Origin of the sequence: Auritidibacter ignavus (genome assembly GCF_003703835.1) — a bacterium.
Taxonomy (GTDB): domain Bacteria; phylum Actinomycetota; class Actinomycetes; order Actinomycetales; family Micrococcaceae; genus Auritidibacter; species Auritidibacter ignavus.
In genome coordinates this window covers 63,095-79,323 of the sequence record NZ_RDQR01000005.1, presented here as the reverse complement: position 1 = coordinate 79,323, position 16,229 = coordinate 63,095, and the positions used below count along the sequence as shown (strand labels likewise).

Here is a 16,229-nt window from a genome sequence, read left to right as displayed (position 1 = left end):
TGAATGAATCAAGGGAGGAGATGTGATGGACGCGCAGTTCACCACAAAATCTCAAGAAGTGCTCTCGGTAGCGTCGATGAACGCTTCGACAGCCGGTAACCCCCAAATCGAACCGGCACACGTTCTCAAAGCACTCATGGACCAGCGCGGTTCCATTGCAGTGTCCATCCTGAAAGCAGCCGGGGCTAACCCCGATGTGGTGTCCACCGCTGCTTCGACAGCAATCCAAAAACTCCCGAAGACCTCGGGTAATTCCGTGGCTCAGGCGAAGCTCTCTCGTGCCGGCTTACAGGTGATCCAAGCGGCTCAGAATGAGGCCAGCTCACTGCAGGACGAGTTCATCTCGACTGAACACCTGTTGCTAGGCCTGGCGGCTGACACCGGTGAAGCTGGAGTGGCCCTGCGGGACGCCGGTGCACAGATTGACGCGTTGCGTGCAGCGCTGACAAGTGTGCGTGGCGATCAGCGGGTCACCTCTGCTGATCCGGAAGGCACGTTCCAGGCACTGGAAAAATACGGCACGGATATGACGAAACTAGCCGAGTCTGGCAAGTTAGACCCGGTTATTGGTCGGGACGCCGAGGTCCGACGGTTGATTCAGGTGCTCTCGCGCCGGACCAAGAACAACCCGGTGCTGATCGGTGAACCCGGTGTGGGTAAGACCGCAGTCGTTGAAGGACTGGCCCAACGCATCGTGGCCGGCGACGTTCCTGAGTCCCTGCGAGGCAAGAAGCTGATCTCTCTCGATCTCGGCTCGATGGTGGCCGGTGCGAAGTACCGCGGTGAATTCGAAGAACGTCTCAAAGCCGTCTTAGAAGAGATCAAGAAATCCGACGGTCAAATCGTGACCTTTATCGACGAGATCCACACGGTGGTCGGTGCCGGAGCCTCGGAAGGATCGATGGATGCCGGCAACATGCTCAAGCCCATGCTGGCCCGCGGTGAGTTGCGCTTGATCGGGGCGACCACGCTAGATGAGTACCGAGAGAATATTGAAAAAGACCCGGCACTGGAACGCCGGTTCCAGCAGGTGTACGTGGGCGAACCCACGGTGGACGACACCATTGCGATTCTCCGTGGTCTCAAAGAGCGCTACGAAGCCCACCACAAGGTCGCGATTTCCGACAGTGCGTTGGTGGCTGCCGCGAACCTCTCGGATCGATACATCACGGAGCGTCAGTTGCCTGATAAGGCCATTGACCTGGTGGACGAGGCGGCCTCCCGATTGCGGATGGAAATCGACTCAGCCCCGGAAGAAATCGATCAGTTGCGCCGTGCGGTCGACCGGTTGACGATGGAGGAAATGGCCCTGGACGGCGAAACGGACCAGGCCTCGGTGGAGCGTTTGGCTGCCCTGCGTGAGGAGAAAGCCAATGAGCAGGAAAAACTCACCGCGCTGACGGCCCAATGGGAGAACGAAAAGGCCTCCCTGAACCAGGCCGGTGACCTGCGTGCTCAGCTGGACGAATTGCGCTCGCAGGCCGAGAAGGCTCAACGTGAAGGCGATCTGGGAGAAGCCTCCCGGATACTCTACGGTGAGATTCCTGATGTCGAGCAGCAATTGCGTGCCGCAGAAGCCAGTGAGCAGGACCAAAAATCCGAAGAGACCATGGTCTCTGAGCAGGTCTCAGCTCACGATATTGCCGATGTCATCGAATCCTGGACCGGCATTCCAGCTGGACGGATGATGACCTCCGAGCAAGAAAAGCTCCTGCAGATGGAGGACGTGATCGGCAACCGGTTGATCGGGCAACAGTCCGCGGTCACTGCTGTGGCTGATGCTGTGCGACGTAGTCGGGCAGGAATCTCGGATCCGAATCGGCCGATCGGTTCGTTTATGTTCCTGGGACCCACCGGTGTCGGTAAGACCGAGCTGGCTAAGGCGCTGGCGGAGTTTCTCTTCGATGACGACCGAGCCATGGTCCGGATCGATATGAGTGAGTACTCCGAGAAGCACTCGGTGTCCCGACTGGTCGGTGCCCCTCCGGGGTATGTCGGTTACGACGAAGGTGGTCAGCTTACCGAGTCAGTCCGACGTCGGCCGTATTCGGTGGTATTGCTCGACGAGGTGGAAAAAGCTCACCCGGAGATCTTCGACATCCTCTTGCAGGTTCTCGACGATGGGCGCTTGACCGATGGTCAAGGTCGGACCGTGGACTTTCGGAACACCATTCTGATCCTGACCTCGAACCTGGGGTCGCAGTATCTGGTGGATTCCGCGCTGTCGGAGGAGGAGAAAAAGACGTCCGTGGAGGCAACAGTACGGGCGGCTTTCAAACCCGAATTCCTCAACCGGTTGGATGACATCATCCAGTTCGAGCCACTCTCGCTGTCGGACCTGACCAAGATCGTGGATCTGCAAGTCAAAGACCTCGGCGAGCGACTGGCACAACGTCGGCTCACTTTGCAGGTCGCCGACGCTGCCCTGACTTGGCTGGCCGATACCGGCTACGATCCTGCCTTCGGCGCACGTCCGTTGCGTCGGTTGGTGCAACGCGAAATTGGTGATCAACTCGCCAAGAAGATTCTGGCCGGGGAGATCACCGACGGCGACACCGTGGCAGTGGACCGGACCCCGGACGGGCTTGACGTCCACGCGGTGAGTACCCAGAACTGATCCTGGTCTCTGCCGTGCTCAGCAACCACCGCAGAGACCAGCGACAACGGCCAGCTAGCCTGTACCAAGCAGGGTAGCTGGCCGTTTGCGTCGCTGAGGCTATGGTGCCCAGGAGGCTACAGAGATTAGCCCTCAGAGGTTTCCTCCTGGGTGGCAGCGCTGGTTTCTTCGCTGGTAGTTTCTGCGTCGTTGCTGTCGCGGGAGGGCTGCTCGGAGAGGTTCTGATCCTCGGCGACATCCAACACCGGCTGGCCGATCAAGGAATTTGTCAGAGTCCCAGATTCTTCAGCTTCGACGAAGCAGTCAATTCGGCGGTCACCGGTCTCATTCCAGGACGCCTCCGAGGGGCTGGAGACTCGGGTGACGACGCTGGCATCGGTAGAACCGGTCAGCTCAATAGCCGCGCAGAATTCGTCGGCACGGGTGCGCATCTGATCCGCACCGGGATAGGTCTCCGCTTCGGACAGAATCTGACGTCCCACCAGCTGTGCGTCGTGAGCGTAGTCGCAGTCCACGATCGTCGAGACAGACTCAGTATCGGTAAAGTCCGTCAAACAATCTCCGGGCTCCAGGTCTTCGGGCCACACCTCGGTGGCAACAACACCATCCAAGCCAGGGGAGGGGTTGCGGGAGACGTCCTCGGAGGCTTCCGGAGAGTCATCTCCGTCGAAGACACCGGAGCGGATCAACCAGCTGGCCCCGATACCGATGAGGAGAATGACCAGCACGATCACGCCGGTGAGAATCCATCGGCGACGGCTTTGACGACGCCGACGCATCTCACGACGCGAGGGACGCTGTGACCGAGGCGAGCGTTCAGAACTGGTCTCGGACGGCACTGCTCTGCTACCCCGGCGGGACGGTTCCTCGTTGACCGGCTCTGTCATGGGTTATCCAGTCCTTTCGTCAAAACCGAAGACGGCAGTGCTCAGCGGTGGATGAGTAGTTTAGCGTGACGTAATTGACACATGTGACAGTCTACTGCCAATGCTTCGCTATCGGTTGAGCACCACGATATGTGGCGGCACAACACCTGAAAACATGTTAAACTGGTGAGCACGAACCAGTTTGAACACATGACCTCCGGCACCAGCATGAGCCTTATGTTGTGCCCATTGGAGGGCTAAGAGACCGCGAAGGGGGTCACGCTCATGGGGCGCGGCCGTCAAAAGGCAAAAGCAGCACGTCAGGCTCGGGATATCAAGTATTTTTCCCCGGCAACCGATTTCGCAGCACTGGAGCGAGAACTCTCTGGGAAGAAACATGACGAACCCACGGTTAGCGACGAATACGCTGACTACGCGGATAAGTACAACGTCTACGAGGACGAAGACGATCACGACGAGGATGACTACGGGTACTCGTCACCTCGGTAGTTTGTGTGGCGTCGGTGTTCCACGCCCAGCGCGCTTGATAACCGATCGGATCCGATGAACTCTTCATCAGACCGATCGGTTCCTTACGTTGATGAGGCGATCTCTGTTGATCATCCGGCCTACGCAACCCACCAAGCGGCCCTGCGTTCCATCGCTCGCGTCGTCGACGATTCCCGACCGCTGCAAAATGACCGGGTGGCCTCAGCAGGAATCGGGCAACTCCTCCGTTTGCGCCCAGCGGTGCTGACCGGAGCCGGGATTTCGACCGGTTCTGGCATCCCCGACTATCGGGGGCCCAACGGTTCGTTGCGCCACCACCGCCCGATGACCTATCAGGAGTTCCGATTCGACCCGGTGGCCCGCCACCGGTATTGGGCTCGATCGTTCGTGGGGTGGCGTCACCTGGAGTATGCCCAACCCAACCCTGGACATCAGGTCTTGGCCCAATGGGCTCAAGCCGGCATCATTTCCGGCATCGTGACTCAGAACGTCGACGGGCTCCATCAGCGAGCCGCTCAAGAACTCGGCGATGATTACTCCACCGTGGTTGCTCTGCACGGTGATATGAGTGAGATCCAGTGCCTGAACTGCGGGGCCGTGGAATCACGAGCGAGCTTGGACCGTCGGCTGGAAGAGGCGAATCCAGGTTTTCTGCAACGAGCCGATACCGGCACAGAAGACATCAACCCGGATGGCGACGCACGCCTAGAGTTGCGGTGGATCAACGAGTTCCAGATGGTTGGTTGTCTGCGATGCGATTCCACCGCGTTGAAGCCCTCGGTGGTCTATTTCGGTGAAGCCGTTCCGGCTGAGCGTAAGCATCGCGTCAACGAGCTGTTGGCTGGCTCGGGAGCGCTGTTGGTGGTGGGATCCTCCGTGGCGGTCATGTCGGGCTACCGAATGGTGCTCGATATGGTCCACCGCCACCAACCGGTGGGGGTTATCAACGCCGGCCCCTCCCGAGCCGATGCCCGGGCGACCTTCCGGTGGCGGGCCGATACCTCCCAGGCCTTACAGTGGCTGGATGACCAGGTGAAAAAAGAGTTCCCCTAAGCGACGGCGTAGGTACCCTGCAACACGACCGTGCCACCGTCAACACCCTTTGCACCCTGCACGACGTCTTCGGCGACAGTGTTGTCGATGAGTTGTTGGTCGAGCGTATCGACAGTACCGATCTGCCAGGATGGCACCTCGTGGTCGCGTAGATATGCCAGTGCCTTTTCGACGTGATCCGCCTCAACCACGGCTACCATGCCCACCCCCAGGTTTAGGGTCCGTTCCGCATCGGCCTGGGGCACACCGCCGGCCTCGGTGAGCACCGAGAACACCGGGGGAATGGACCAGGTTCCGCGGTCCACGATCGCCATCAGCCCAGCAGGTAACACACGTGCGAGGTTTGCGGCTAGCCCGCCCCCGGTGACATGCGAGAAGCCGTGCAACGGTGCTGGCTTTCCGGCGCGGTGAGCTTCACCATTGAGGTGATCGACCAGTCCGGCACAGACCGAAGCATAGATTCTGGTGGGCTCGAGGAGCTCTTCACCTAGGCTCCGACCAAATTCGGGCAGGTGCTGGTGATAATCCCACCCCTGAGCGCTGACAATCCGGCGCACCAAAGAGTAGCCGTTGGAGTGAATACCCGAGGAGGCCATGGCAATGATGGCATCCGAGGAGGTGACCTTCTCTGGCCCGAGGATGTGGTCAGACTCGACCACTCCGGTCACAGCTCCGGCCACATCATATTCATTCTCCGCGAGTAGTCCGGGGTGCTCTGCGGTTTCACCACCGATCAGTGCAGTTTCGGCCAGTGAACAACCGGTGGCGATGCCCCGGACAATATCGGCGATACGCTCTGGGATGACCTTACCGGTGGCAATGTAGTCGGTCATGAACAGTGGCTTGGCCCCGACCACCACAATGTCATCAACGACCATGCCTACCAAATCTTGGCCGATGGTGTCGTGGATGTCCAGCGCCTGGGCAATGGCAACCTTGGTGCCGACCCCGTCGGTGGAGGTGGTCAGCACCGGACGCGAATAGCTGGTCAGCACCGAGGCATCCCACATTCCAGCGAAGCCACCGAAACCGCCAAGAACGTGCTCACCGTGGGTGGCTTTGACGGCATCCTTCATCAAGGCCACGGCAACATCACCGGCTTCGACATCGACACCTGCGCCTGCGTAGGTGATGTGTTGATCATCTGGGCTGGTCACGAGTTCTTCCCTTCCCGGTGAGCTAATCAGCTGGATTTCTTCTGGTTTTTGCGTGCCTGTCTGCGGGCTTGAAATTGTTCGTCGGCTAACCGCCGGGCAGTTTGGGAGCGCCATGCCGACCACTCGTCATCGGTGACCGCATAATCAGCTTGGCGGGGATCATCGACAGGACGCGAATAGTAGGTGCGGGTATGTTTTTTCGATTGGCGATCCAAGACCAGCCACAACAGGCCACCGAGAGCAACACCGGGAACGGCGAACAGCACCGCGAAGAACCCGAGGGTGGCCATCAGCGTGTAATCCTCGCTGGTGCCTTGGATCCCGACCATCACCAAAGCAACCAGGACTCCCAGCAACGCTCCGCCGACGAGAAATGGGGCGATCTTGGGTGCCCGACGAAACACGACGGTTTCCTGCTCGGGTTGTGGGGATCCGTCGGGCTGGTCAGGATCCGGCGCGGATTGTGGAGAAACTGGTGAGGACATCGGGACCCAGTTTAGCGAGAAAAACCTCTGCGCCGGTTCGTGTGTAGCCGGCAACAGTCAGGATCGAGTTGGCACACAGCGCGATAGGACAAGGCGGTCAACAGTTCTGACTAGGTGCGGTCTTCCGAGGGTGGCGCCGTGCGGGGCGGGTGAAATAGTGGCAACCAATCAGTGAGGTCGGCTCGTGAACCGGAGGCCTGCAGCCGGCCCGAGGCCACCGCTTGGTCCCAGTCGATTTCCCCGGTGATGAGCTCCATCCAGGTCTCAGGATTGGTTTCGATCACGTTCGGGGGAGTGCCCCGTGTGTGCTCGGGGCCGTCGATGCACTGGGTGACCCCAAACGGCGGGACTCTGACCTCTACGGTTTTTCCCGGGGCACGATCGGCCAACTCCTCGAGGCTGAACCGGATGGCCGTGGCTTGTACCGCACGGGGGAGGCTGGCGTAGTCGGCATGGCTAAATAGCTCATCGACGGCTGCTCGCCCCTGGTGAAGATCAATTTTGCGACGTGCCATCAGGAACCGATCACCCTCAGGACTTCATCGGAGAGTCGGGTGCGACCGACTTGGCGGCCGGCAGAGGTGATCTGGGGAGAGACCGTCTCTAACACCTGTGTCAGTGCGGAGACATCCGGTCGCGGGTCGCTGAACTGGGCTAGCAACACGGCCGCGACGGTATGGGCTGCCCGGGAGGAACCGGACAGCATCTTCACCGCTACCGCGGTGCCGTCGCCACTGGCCATGGCCACGACCCCTTCGGACCCGGTCTTACACAACACCTGGAGTTCTTTGAGCACCACCGAGTCGAACCCGGTGGGGGACTGCACTGCATCAGGGGCCTCCAACATTGAGCGGGCCACCATCACTGCCGTCCATTCCGCCGTCCGGTCATGCACCGAGGCTGCCAACTGCGAATACCCACGGGCCAGGGCCGTCAGTGAGGTGATAGCCGCCGGAGCGCCACACCCATCGGCGCCGTGCCGTGCGATGGTGGTTTGCAAGTATTCTTCCAGCACCCGGTCCACTTCGTGTTGTATCGGATGTCCCGGCTCGCAATAGGATTTCACCGGATCACCGGCGGCGACGCTGGCCGCGAGGAATGCGGCGTGCTTTCCCGAACACGGGTGAGCAATCCGTCGCGGATTCAAGTGCACTGGTGCTTGAGCGGCTGCCATGCGGGCGACTTCTTTCGGGGAAGACGGCCACGACGGTGGGCACTGTAGTGCGGAACTGTCTAACTCGTAGTCGGACAGCATCGACGCTGCCAGTCGCTGGTGGTATTCCGTGCCGGTATGCGATCCAGTTGCCAGGGCTAACTGTTCGGTATCCAGCGTTGCCCCGTGGCGCAGACTGGCCAAGGCCTGAAACGGTTTCAGTGCCGAACGCGGGTAGATCAATGCCGCCGGATCACCCAGCTTGGCCTGGATAGCCCCGGTGCGATCGACGACCACCGCGGAGCCGATAAATCGGGTCTCAATAAAGTCGTTGCGAATCAGCTGGGCCAGCTCCACGGAATCCGAGCCCAGCGCAGTACCGGCTAACGGTTTTGAGTAGTTCGAGGTCCGGGAACTCATCGTGCCCTGCTTTTGCGGAAGAGGATCAGCGCTACGGTGCCAATAATCAGCCCACACACGATGCTGATTGTCGCTTGCGTCATATCGCCACGTTGGGCGCCAGTAAACAACCGGAATAAAAACCACGGGACGATCGAACCGGCTAGGGCACCCATGACCCACACGAACAGGGATGCTGCCCAGTCCGGCAACATCGATTCACCGGGGGCGAGCTGGTTGAATAAATCGGCGCGGTGTTGCACCCAGCTTTTTGATCGGGGCTCGTCTCCGGGCCGGCGTGAGCGGTCATTGGAGGGCTCGTGGTGGGGATCGTGCTGATCTGCCATACCTTCCAGTCTAAAGCCATACTGCCGTCGCGGGGCGAATTCTTGGCAGCTACTCTGGCGGGCTTTTCTCGGTGGATTTCTCCCGGTCTGCCCGTCGCAGTCATTGCACCGCGACGGCAGGGGAGGGAAACGACTACCCTGGGAACTGTGAAAATTCTTGTGCTAGGCCCCGGCGGGCGTGAACATGCGTTGGTCCGTACCCTGTTGGCAGACCCCGACGTCACCCAGGTTGATGCTGCTCCCGGTAATGCCGGGATTGCGGCCGAGGTCCCCGTGCACCAGATTGACGCCAATGACCCCGAAGAGGTCGTGGCACTGGCGCAACGGCTCGGCTCGGACCTGGTCGTCATTGGCCCCGAAGCGCCTCTGGCAGCCGGGGTTTCCGATGCTCTGCGAGCTGTGCACATCCCGGTCTTCGGCCCCAGCGCCGCCGCTGCGCAACTGGAATCCTCCAAGGTCTTCGCCAAGCAAGTCATGACCGTTGCCGGAGTACCCACCGCTGCCTCGGTGCACGCGAAAACCGCCGAGCAAGTCCGGGCCGCCTGTGTCGAGTTCGGTGCCCCCTACGTGATCAAGGATGACGGGCTGGCCGCTGGTAAAGGCGTGGTGGTGACCGAGGATCTCGCGGCTGCTCTGGCTCACGCAGAATCCTGTTTCGCCTCCGGCTCCACCGTGGTGGTCGAAGAATTTCTCGACGGGCCCGAAGTTTCGGTATTCGTGATCGCCGACGGTACCCCGGACGGGGCAGTTGCGCTCAGTCCGGCTCAAGACTTCAAACGCATCCATGACGACGACCAGGGTCCCAATACCGGGGGAATGGGGGCCTACACTCCGTTGGACTGGCTGCCGGAGAACTTCACCGAGCAGGTGCTGGACCAGGTTGCCCGGCCGGTGCTGGCTGAGATGGACCAGCGTGGCACCCCGTTTTTGGGTGTGCTCTACTGTGGACTGGCTGTGACCACCCGGGGGATCCGGGTGATTGAGTTCAATGCTCGCTTCGGTGATCCCGAAACCCAGCCGGTATTGTCTCGATTGACCACACCGCTGGGACAGCTGTTACTCGCCGCGGCACGCTCGGAACTGGCCGAGCGTCCGGAGCTGACTCCGCGGTTTACTGATTCCTCCGCCGTTGCAGTGGTGCTGGCCTCCCCGGGATACCCGGGAACCACTCGCACCGGTGCGGTGATGACCGGAATTGCGGATGCTGAGGCTCTGGAGAAGGTCGCCGTCTTCCACGCCGGGACAGCCGCCAACGACAGCGGTGAGTATCTCTCCGCCGGTGGACGAGTGTTGGCTGTTGTCGGTCAAGGTGACACGCTCGCGCAGGCACGGCAACGGGCCTATCAGGGCCTGGAGCTAATTCATCTGGAAGACGGCCAGTACCGCACCGATATCGCCCGCCGTGCCGTGGCTGGCGAGATTCAGCTTCCCTAACTAACGCAGTGCCTGCCCGGGCTACTGTTGTCCACGTGAACCGTCAATCCGTCCGCGATGAAAGTTAGATGATGACCTCTCACGACGTCCTTGAACTTGCTGACTGGCGCCACGTCTATTCCGGCAAAGTCCGTAACCTCTACGAGCCCAGCGATCAGCCCAGCGGTGAATCAGACCGCCTGCTGGTGGTCGCTACCGACCGGGTTTCGGCCTTCGACCACATCCTCAGCCCCGGTATCCCCGATAAGGGCAAAATCCTCACCCAACTGTCGTTGTGGTGGTTCCAGCAGCTCGCCCAGCCAGCCGAAGACCTGGATCCGATTCCGCATCATGTGATCTCTGTGGACGTCCCGGAGCAAGTCGCCGGACGCGCCATGATCGTCAAGCGTTTGCAGATGCTACCGGTCGAATGCATTGCCCGAGGCTATCTGACCGGCTCCGGGCTGAAGGAATATCAAGCTTCCGGTGCCGTCACCGGTATCCCACTACCCGATGGGCTGGTGGACGGCTCTCGTCTAGACCCACCTCTTTTCACCCCTTCCGCCAAGGCAGCGGTGGGCGAGCACGATGAAAACATCACCTTCGAGCAGCTGAGTGAACGCGTCGGTTTGCTACGGGCCGCCCGCTTGCAGGAGATGACCCTGCAGCTCTACCGTCAGGCCGAGGAGATTGCTCGCAACGCCGGGATCATCCTGGCCGATACGAAGGTCGAATTCGGTATTGATGTCTCCACCGGATTGATCACCTTAGGTGATGAGGTGCTTACCCCGGACTCCTCACGGTTCTGGGACGCCGGAGATTACGAACCAGGACGCCCCCAGCTCTCCTTTGACAAGCAGTTTGTCCGTGACTGGCTCAGTTCCGAAGAGTCCGGCTGGGACCCGGCCTCTGGGCAACGGCCTCCCGCATTGCCTGAGCATATCGTGGAGAAAACTCGTCAGCGGTACCTGGAAGCCTACCGTCGGATCACCGGGGAAGAATTCAGCGCGACACCGCAGGGATAAGATCCAGCACCACCGCTTCGGGGCGGCAGGCAAAACGGACCGGAACTTTGGGGGCCGCCCCGATACCGGCGGAAATATTGACGATGGTCGTAGCAGATTCGACGGGTGCGTTCCGCCCTGGCACGAGATCAGGCCATCCGAACAGGCCTGCGGCTTGCCGGGGTGGTAAATCACAGTTAGTCACCAGCGGTCCCACCACGGGTAGAGCAATTTGTCCCCCGTGGGTGTGTCCGGCCAGAATCAGTTGCGCGCCGTCGGCGGCCATGGTATCGAGTACCCGGGTATAGGGGGCATGAGTGACCCCGAGGGTGAGATCTGCTGTTCTCGCGTGAGAACCAAACCCGGGCCAGCGGTCACGGTCGAGGTGGGGGTCATCGGTGCCGGCCACCGCGAGGCGATGACGGGCGAGGTGCAGATCGTGATGTGCATTGGTGAGGTTCACCCAGCCCCGGTGCTCAAATTCGCTAAAAAGCTCCCGGTAGGGCAGGACCTCGCGGTCCGCTAAATGTGCTGCGGATCCGTGCTGGCTAGAGGGCCCACGGAAATACTTCAGCGGATTCGCTGGCTGAGGAGCGAAATAGTCGTTGGAACCGGGAACAAAAACTCCGGGGAGATCTAAGAGCGGACCCAGTGCATCAAGCACCGGTTTCAGACCGTCACGGTGACCGAGATTGTCACCGATATTGACCACCAGATCGGGCTCTAGTTCAGCCAGCGAGCGGGTGAAGTCGATCTTGGCACGGTTGGATGGGACCATGTGCAGATCGGCAATATGTAATACCCGCAACCGAGGACGACCAGCGGGCAAGACCGGCACCTGTTCGTGACGGATTTTAAACCAGCGGGCCTCCAGACACGCGCCGTATACCAGGCTCGCAACACCCGCGACGGCCGTAACGGCTGTGGCACCGGCGAACCGGCGCCACAGCTTCGCGGATGTGATCACCTCTACCACCCCAGGGTCTTAGTTCGAAGACTCTGCGGACTCTGCTGAAGGGTCGTCCGAGGACTCGTTGTTCTCGTCGTCATCGGAGGAGTTTGAACCACCCTTTTTGGCTGAGGAAATGCTTCGCGGGCTCGGCGACCCATCATCACGGATTTCTCCATGCGGGTAGTCCTCGGCGACCTGTTTCATGTAGTCGATCCACATCGGACCGGCGATCAGCGAGCCCCACACGTCTTCGTAGTAGGTGCCACCGATGGTGTTACCCTTCAACGTTTTGGCCACCGACTGGTAGTTACCCACCCAAGCGGCGGTCGTGAGGCCTTCGGTGTAGCCGACGAACCACGTGGAGGATTCGTTGTTGTTTGTACCGGTCTTGCCAGCAATGTCAAAGTCAATATTGCCTTCGGCGATACGGTCCTTAGCGATGGGTTTCAGCGTGGAATTCAGCTGGACGATGTGGTCCTCATTCAGCACATTCTCGTTACACTGCACCGGTGGCACTTCATACTCGTTGCCGGCGGCATCGGTGACCTCGGTCAGGGCACGCGCTTCACAGTAGTTACCGTAGGAGCCCATGGTTGAGAAGGCCGAGGCCATCGTCAGCGGGGAGACTTCTTGCGCACCCAACAAGAACGACGGGTGTTGCGGGTCCAAACCTTCTTCACTCACTGCGCCGTGAACACCGGCAGCATCGGTGATATCGGTAATGGAGCACAGATCGGTGGCGAAGGCGGCACCGACGGTTGCGGTGTTAATCGACCAGTACAGACCGTAGTTCATCGGCATCGGTTTCTTCATGTTGCCAATGGTGTTATTGATGTTCCAGCCGTCTGTTCCGATCTGGGCTTTGCCTCCGTCGAGGCAGTAAGCGGGGAATTTCGCTCCCGTGTAGTCATCGCGGGAGGCGTTGACCGTGTCGGACATGGAGTGACCGGCACCGAGCCAGGCCAGTGACACAAACGGCTTCAGAGTCGAACCGGCCTGGAACCCCTGGCCACCACCGTCGGCGTGGTCGACAGAATAGTTGATCTGCGTGTTACCGGCTCCATCCTCGGGGCTATAAACAGTGTTTTGAGCCATGGCCCGGATATTTCCGGTGTCCTGCTCGACAGTCACAATGGAGGAGCCGAAGCCCTGAGTCTCTTCGCGAGGGACGGCCTTATTCGCTTCTTCGGCAGCTGCCTTCTGCATTTTCGCATCAAGCGTGGTCTTGATGGTCAGGCCACCGCGGTCCAGCAATTGCTGACGCGACTCCGGGTCCGGGCCGAACGCTGGATCGTTGAGGATCTGGCGGTGCACGTAGTCGCAAAAGTAACCCGAATTGTGTTGCGCTGCGATGCAGCCGGAGTTCTTTGGAGTGATATCCAACCCGAGATCTTGGGCCTGAGCTTTCTCTTTCTCTGCCGTGGTAATGAATCCTGCATTCTCCATTGATTGCAGGACAACGTTGCGACGGTTCTGTGCGGACTCCGGATTGGTTTCGGGGTTCAACGCATTGGGTGATTGCACCATACCGGCCAAAATCGCCGCGTCCGACAGGTCCAACTCTGAGGCAGACTTATTGAAGAAGTGGTTGGCTGCAGCTTCAACGCCATAGGTCCGCCCGGAGAACAACACAATGTTGAGGTAGCCCTCGAGGATCTCCTCTTTAGACATCTTCTTCTCTAGCGCTACAGCCAGCTTCATTTCACGCAATTTATCGGCCGGTGTCTTGGTGCCCGACACTGTGGTGCGCAGGCCGTTGAGGTTCTGGTAGTTCACCAGCACGTTGTTGACGTACTGCTGGGTCAAGGTTGAAGCACCCTGACGGGTATCGGAGGTGGCATTATTGACCACCGCGCGTGCCAGACCCTGAGGGTCCACACCGGAGTGCTCGTAGAAGCGCTCATCCTCAATGGCGATAATGGCCTGCTGCATTTCTTCAGATATCTCATCCAAGGACACCGGTTCGCGGTTTTCCGCATAAAACGTGGCCAATTCGGTACCGTCCTTGTCAACGATCCGAGAGGGAACCGACATGGGCTCTTCCTGTAGTTCAGCAGGAAGCTCATCCAGCAGTTCTGTGCCGGTCGTTGCGGCAGCGCCGGTAACCATTCCCAAGGGTAATGCCAGTCCTGCTGCCAGCCCTCCACAAAGAGCAGAGACGCCGAAGAAGGCGAAAACCTTACCCATAGTGGTCGCCATGTCGAACATTGCAAATTTTTTGGCCATGATGCAATTCTATCTACGTCAGGTGATCTACTGACCCGGGGCCACCGGGGTGAAGGCGTGACAATCCCCACCGGTTTCGCGTTTTGTGTCCGGGTGTGGTGCAAACAGTGCGAGCGTCATGTCTATTCTTGACGGTCTTTCAATTATAGCCTGGGGAGATGACCGAAACCCAAAAAACACCAGAACCCGCGTCGGCTCCGGAACCAACTCGCTGGGAGTACGCCACGCTACCGTTGATTATTCACGCCACCAAACAGATTCTGGATCAGTGGGGCGATGAAGGATGGGAACTCGTCACGGTATTGCCAGGACCAGATGGTAACGCTCCGGTGGCTTATCTCAAGCGTCCTAAACCCTAGCCACCCAGATCGTCGCCGTGCTCTACCCCTGAGATGTTCAACGATACCGAGGAGGATTTATGTCCGCAGTTGAAGACCGTCTCCAGGAAGCTGGATTCACCCTTCCCGAGGTTGCCACCCCGCTGGCTGCCTACGTGCCTGCTTTACGTGAAGGTCAGTTGATCTACACTTCTGGTCAGTTGCCCCTGCAGAACGGGGAGCTGGCTACCACCGGAAAACTGGGCGCTGATGTCAGTGTCGAGGAAGGTCAAAAGTTGGCGCAGTTGTGTGTGTTGAACGCTATGGCTGCCGTGAAAAACCTGGTCGGCGACCTCGATCAGGTTGCTCAGGTGGTCAAGGTGACTGGCTTTGTCGCTTCGGCCCCGGATTTTTACGGGCAACCGCAAGTCATCAACGGCGCCTCAGAACTGCTGGGCCAGGCTTTCGGTGCGGCTGGTTCCCATGCTCGTGCTGCCGTCGGGGTGGCTGTTCTTCCCATGAACGCCCCCGTCGAGGTCGAAATCACCGTCAAGGTTCAGGACTAATCAGCGCACAGTCCTACACAAGACATGGGTGGGCCGGAACATGCTAGGTGTTCCGGCCCACCCATGAGGAAGAGACGAAGAGAAGAAGAATTCTCCGGTTAACGTGCGCGCTGTCGTAGTCGTTGCAGGTCCAGAATGACCACGGCTCGGTTTTCCAAGCGCAACCAGCCACGCTGGACGAATTCGGCCAAAGCCTTGTTCACCGTCTCGCGGGAAGCACCGACCAACTGGGCCAGCTCTTCCTGAGTTAGATCGTGAGCAACGAGCAGGCCGTCGGAGGCGGTGCGACCGAAACGGTCGGCCAAATCCAGGATGGCCTTGGCAACGCGACCTGGCACATCGGAGAACACCAGGTCAGCCATCGACTCGTTGGTGCGCGTCAGGCGCTTAGCCAAGGCGCCCAGCAACTGCATGGAGACCTCCGGGGAGGAGTAGATGACCTTGCGAAGGTTTTCGTGACGCAGACCGGCCAAACGGGTTGCGGACACAGCAGTGGCGGTTGCGGTGCGTGGCGCGGGCTGGAAAAGGGCCATCTCGCCGAAGACCTCGCCGGGACCGAGGATGGCAAGCAGGTTTTCACGTCCATCGGTAGCTGTGCGACCAACTTTGATCTTGCCGGAAATAATGACGTAGAGCTGATCACCATCGTCGCCTTCGTGGAAAGCAGACGCCCCGCGAGACAATTCAACTTCGGTCAGCTCTGCAGTCAACGCATCAAAGACTTCATCGTCAAGATGGGTAAAAAGCGGAGCATTGCGCAGAACATCCAAATCCATATGCGAGATCTTCCTAACTGGCCAGAACGGCCGGGTAAACGTTTTTCGGCGTAAGCTCGTTGTTAATTCTGCATCATCGGGATCACACTGTGAATACCTCGAGTGCAGTTACTCACATAATTATTCTACAGGCAGTAGAAATTGCCGGATGATCTGCTGGTATTCATCTGTGAGCGATCAATGTGGTCGTCAACCGTTCCACCGAAAGATGGTTACAACGCTGGACAATGCAAGTCTTCACGGCATTTTTCCAGTCGTAGGGTTTAGGGTGGAGACACTGCGGAGATACGCGACGGTGTAGAAGACGCCACCGGATGCGCGTCGGGACGCGTAGCACGGAGAGAGTCGGGACGCGTAGCACGGAGAGAGGGGTGGCGCAGCGTAGTGT

The 16,229-nt window shown here is 59.6% G+C and carries 16 protein-coding genes; 7 read left to right on the top strand and 9 right to left on the bottom strand.

Going from position 1 to position 16,229, the window contains the following annotated elements:
* Nucleotides 1-25: 25 nt before the first annotated feature.
* A complete protein-coding gene (clpB, locus tag DYI20_RS04315) occupies nt 26-2,617 on the top strand; it encodes an ATP-dependent chaperone ClpB (protein WP_122548927.1) in 2,592 nt (863 codons plus the stop codon).
* A 125-nt stretch (nt 2,618-2,742) separates the two neighbouring features.
* On the opposite strand, the gene DYI20_RS04310 is transcribed toward clpB, so the two are convergent.
* On the bottom strand, nt 2,743-3,504 hold the full coding sequence (locus tag DYI20_RS04310) for a septum formation family protein (protein WP_110098031.1): 762 nt from the start codon (nt 3,502-3,504) through the stop codon (nt 2,743-2,745).
* Nucleotides 3,505-3,768: 264 nt separating this feature from the next.
* Between DYI20_RS04310 and DYI20_RS04305 the strand changes: the two genes are divergently transcribed.
* Both DYI20_RS04305 and DYI20_RS04300 read left to right on the top strand, forming a co-directional pair.
* Entirely contained in the window at nt 3,769-3,993 is a 225-nt protein-coding gene (locus DYI20_RS04305) for a DUF3073 domain-containing protein (protein WP_122548926.1), read from the top strand.
* A gap of 54 nt (nt 3,994-4,047) precedes the next feature.
* Nucleotides 4,048-5,046 carry a Sir2 family NAD-dependent protein deacetylase gene (locus DYI20_RS04300; RefSeq protein ID WP_122548952.1) on the top strand — a complete coding sequence of 333 codons (999 nt, stop codon included), beginning with the start codon at nt 4,048-4,050 and terminating at the stop codon, nt 5,044-5,046.
* Here DYI20_RS04300 and purM read toward each other — a convergent pair.
* The 5 genes from purM to DYI20_RS04275 all read right to left on the bottom strand — a co-directional run bounded on the left by purM (nt 5,043) and on the right by DYI20_RS04275 (nt 8,587).
* Nucleotides 5,043-6,203 carry a phosphoribosylformylglycinamidine cyclo-ligase gene (gene purM, locus DYI20_RS04295; RefSeq protein WP_244924652.1) on the bottom strand — a complete coding sequence of 387 codons (1,161 nt, stop codon included), beginning with the start codon at nt 6,201-6,203 and terminating at the stop codon, nt 5,043-5,045. The genes DYI20_RS04300 and purM overlap by 4 nt on opposite strands.
* 26 nt (nt 6,204-6,229) lie before the next feature.
* Nucleotides 6,230-6,688 carry a hypothetical protein gene (locus tag DYI20_RS12165; RefSeq protein WP_110110221.1) on the bottom strand — a complete coding sequence of 153 codons (459 nt, stop codon included), beginning with the start codon at nt 6,686-6,688 and terminating at the stop codon, nt 6,230-6,232.
* Between the two features lie 110 nt (nt 6,689-6,798).
* Nucleotides 6,799-7,203, bottom strand: coding sequence for a sterol carrier family protein (locus DYI20_RS04285; protein ID WP_110098026.1), 405 nt, complete (start codon nt 7,201-7,203; stop codon nt 6,799-6,801).
* Nucleotides 7,203-8,261: an asparaginase gene (locus tag DYI20_RS04280; protein ID WP_110098025.1), complete on the bottom strand. Its 1,059-nt coding sequence runs from the start codon at nt 8,259-8,261 to the stop codon at nt 7,203-7,205. Before DYI20_RS04280 ends, DYI20_RS04285 begins: the two co-directional genes overlap by 1 nt.
* Nucleotides 8,258-8,587, bottom strand: coding sequence for a hypothetical protein (locus tag DYI20_RS04275; protein ID WP_110100698.1), 330 nt, complete (start codon nt 8,585-8,587; stop codon nt 8,258-8,260). Before DYI20_RS04275 ends, DYI20_RS04280 begins: the two co-directional genes overlap by 4 nt.
* Nucleotides 8,588-8,734: 147 nt before the next feature.
* Here DYI20_RS04275 and purD point away from each other — a divergent pair, with 147 nt between their 5' ends.
* The gene (gene purD, locus DYI20_RS04270) at nt 8,735-10,021 is read left to right on the top strand and encodes a phosphoribosylamine--glycine ligase (protein WP_122548924.1); all 1,287 of its coding nucleotides are present in this window, start codon (nt 8,735-8,737) and stop codon (nt 10,019-10,021) included.
* Nucleotides 10,022-10,089: 68 nt separating this feature from the next.
* A complete protein-coding gene (locus DYI20_RS04265; RefSeq protein WP_110100696.1) occupies nt 10,090-11,025 on the top strand; it encodes a phosphoribosylaminoimidazolesuccinocarboxamide synthase in 936 nt (311 codons plus the stop codon).
* On the opposite strand, the gene DYI20_RS04260 is transcribed toward DYI20_RS04265, so the two are convergent.
* Both DYI20_RS04260 and DYI20_RS04255 read right to left on the bottom strand, forming a co-directional pair.
* Nucleotides 11,003-11,971: a metallophosphoesterase gene (locus DYI20_RS04260; protein ID WP_341771016.1), complete on the bottom strand. Its 969-nt coding sequence runs from the start codon at nt 11,969-11,971 to the stop codon at nt 11,003-11,005. The two genes, DYI20_RS04265 and DYI20_RS04260, sit on opposite strands and share 23 nt — an antisense overlap.
* 18 nt (nt 11,972-11,989) lie before the next feature.
* The gene (locus DYI20_RS04255; protein WP_122548923.1) at nt 11,990-14,182 is read right to left on the bottom strand and encodes a transglycosylase domain-containing protein; all 2,193 of its coding nucleotides are present in this window, start codon (nt 14,180-14,182) and stop codon (nt 11,990-11,992) included.
* Between the two features lie 158 nt (nt 14,183-14,340).
* On the opposite strand from DYI20_RS04255, the gene sp36 reads away from it, so the two are divergent.
* Together sp36 and DYI20_RS04245 are read left to right on the top strand one after the other, a co-directional pair.
* A complete protein-coding gene (sp36, locus tag DYI20_RS04250) occupies nt 14,341-14,541 on the top strand; it encodes a Sp36 family protein (RefSeq protein WP_110100694.1) in 201 nt (66 codons plus the stop codon).
* Nucleotides 14,542-14,600: 59 nt separating this feature from the next.
* Nucleotides 14,601-15,065, top strand: coding sequence for a RidA family protein (locus DYI20_RS04245; RefSeq protein ID WP_122548922.1), 465 nt, complete (start codon nt 14,601-14,603; stop codon nt 15,063-15,065).
* 98 nt (nt 15,066-15,163) lie between these two features.
* Here DYI20_RS04245 and DYI20_RS04240 read toward each other — a convergent pair whose 3' ends face one another.
* Entirely contained in the window at nt 15,164-15,841 is a 678-nt protein-coding gene (locus DYI20_RS04240; RefSeq protein ID WP_110100692.1) for a Crp/Fnr family transcriptional regulator, read from the bottom strand.
* Between the last annotated feature and the right edge of the window lie 388 nt (nt 15,842-16,229).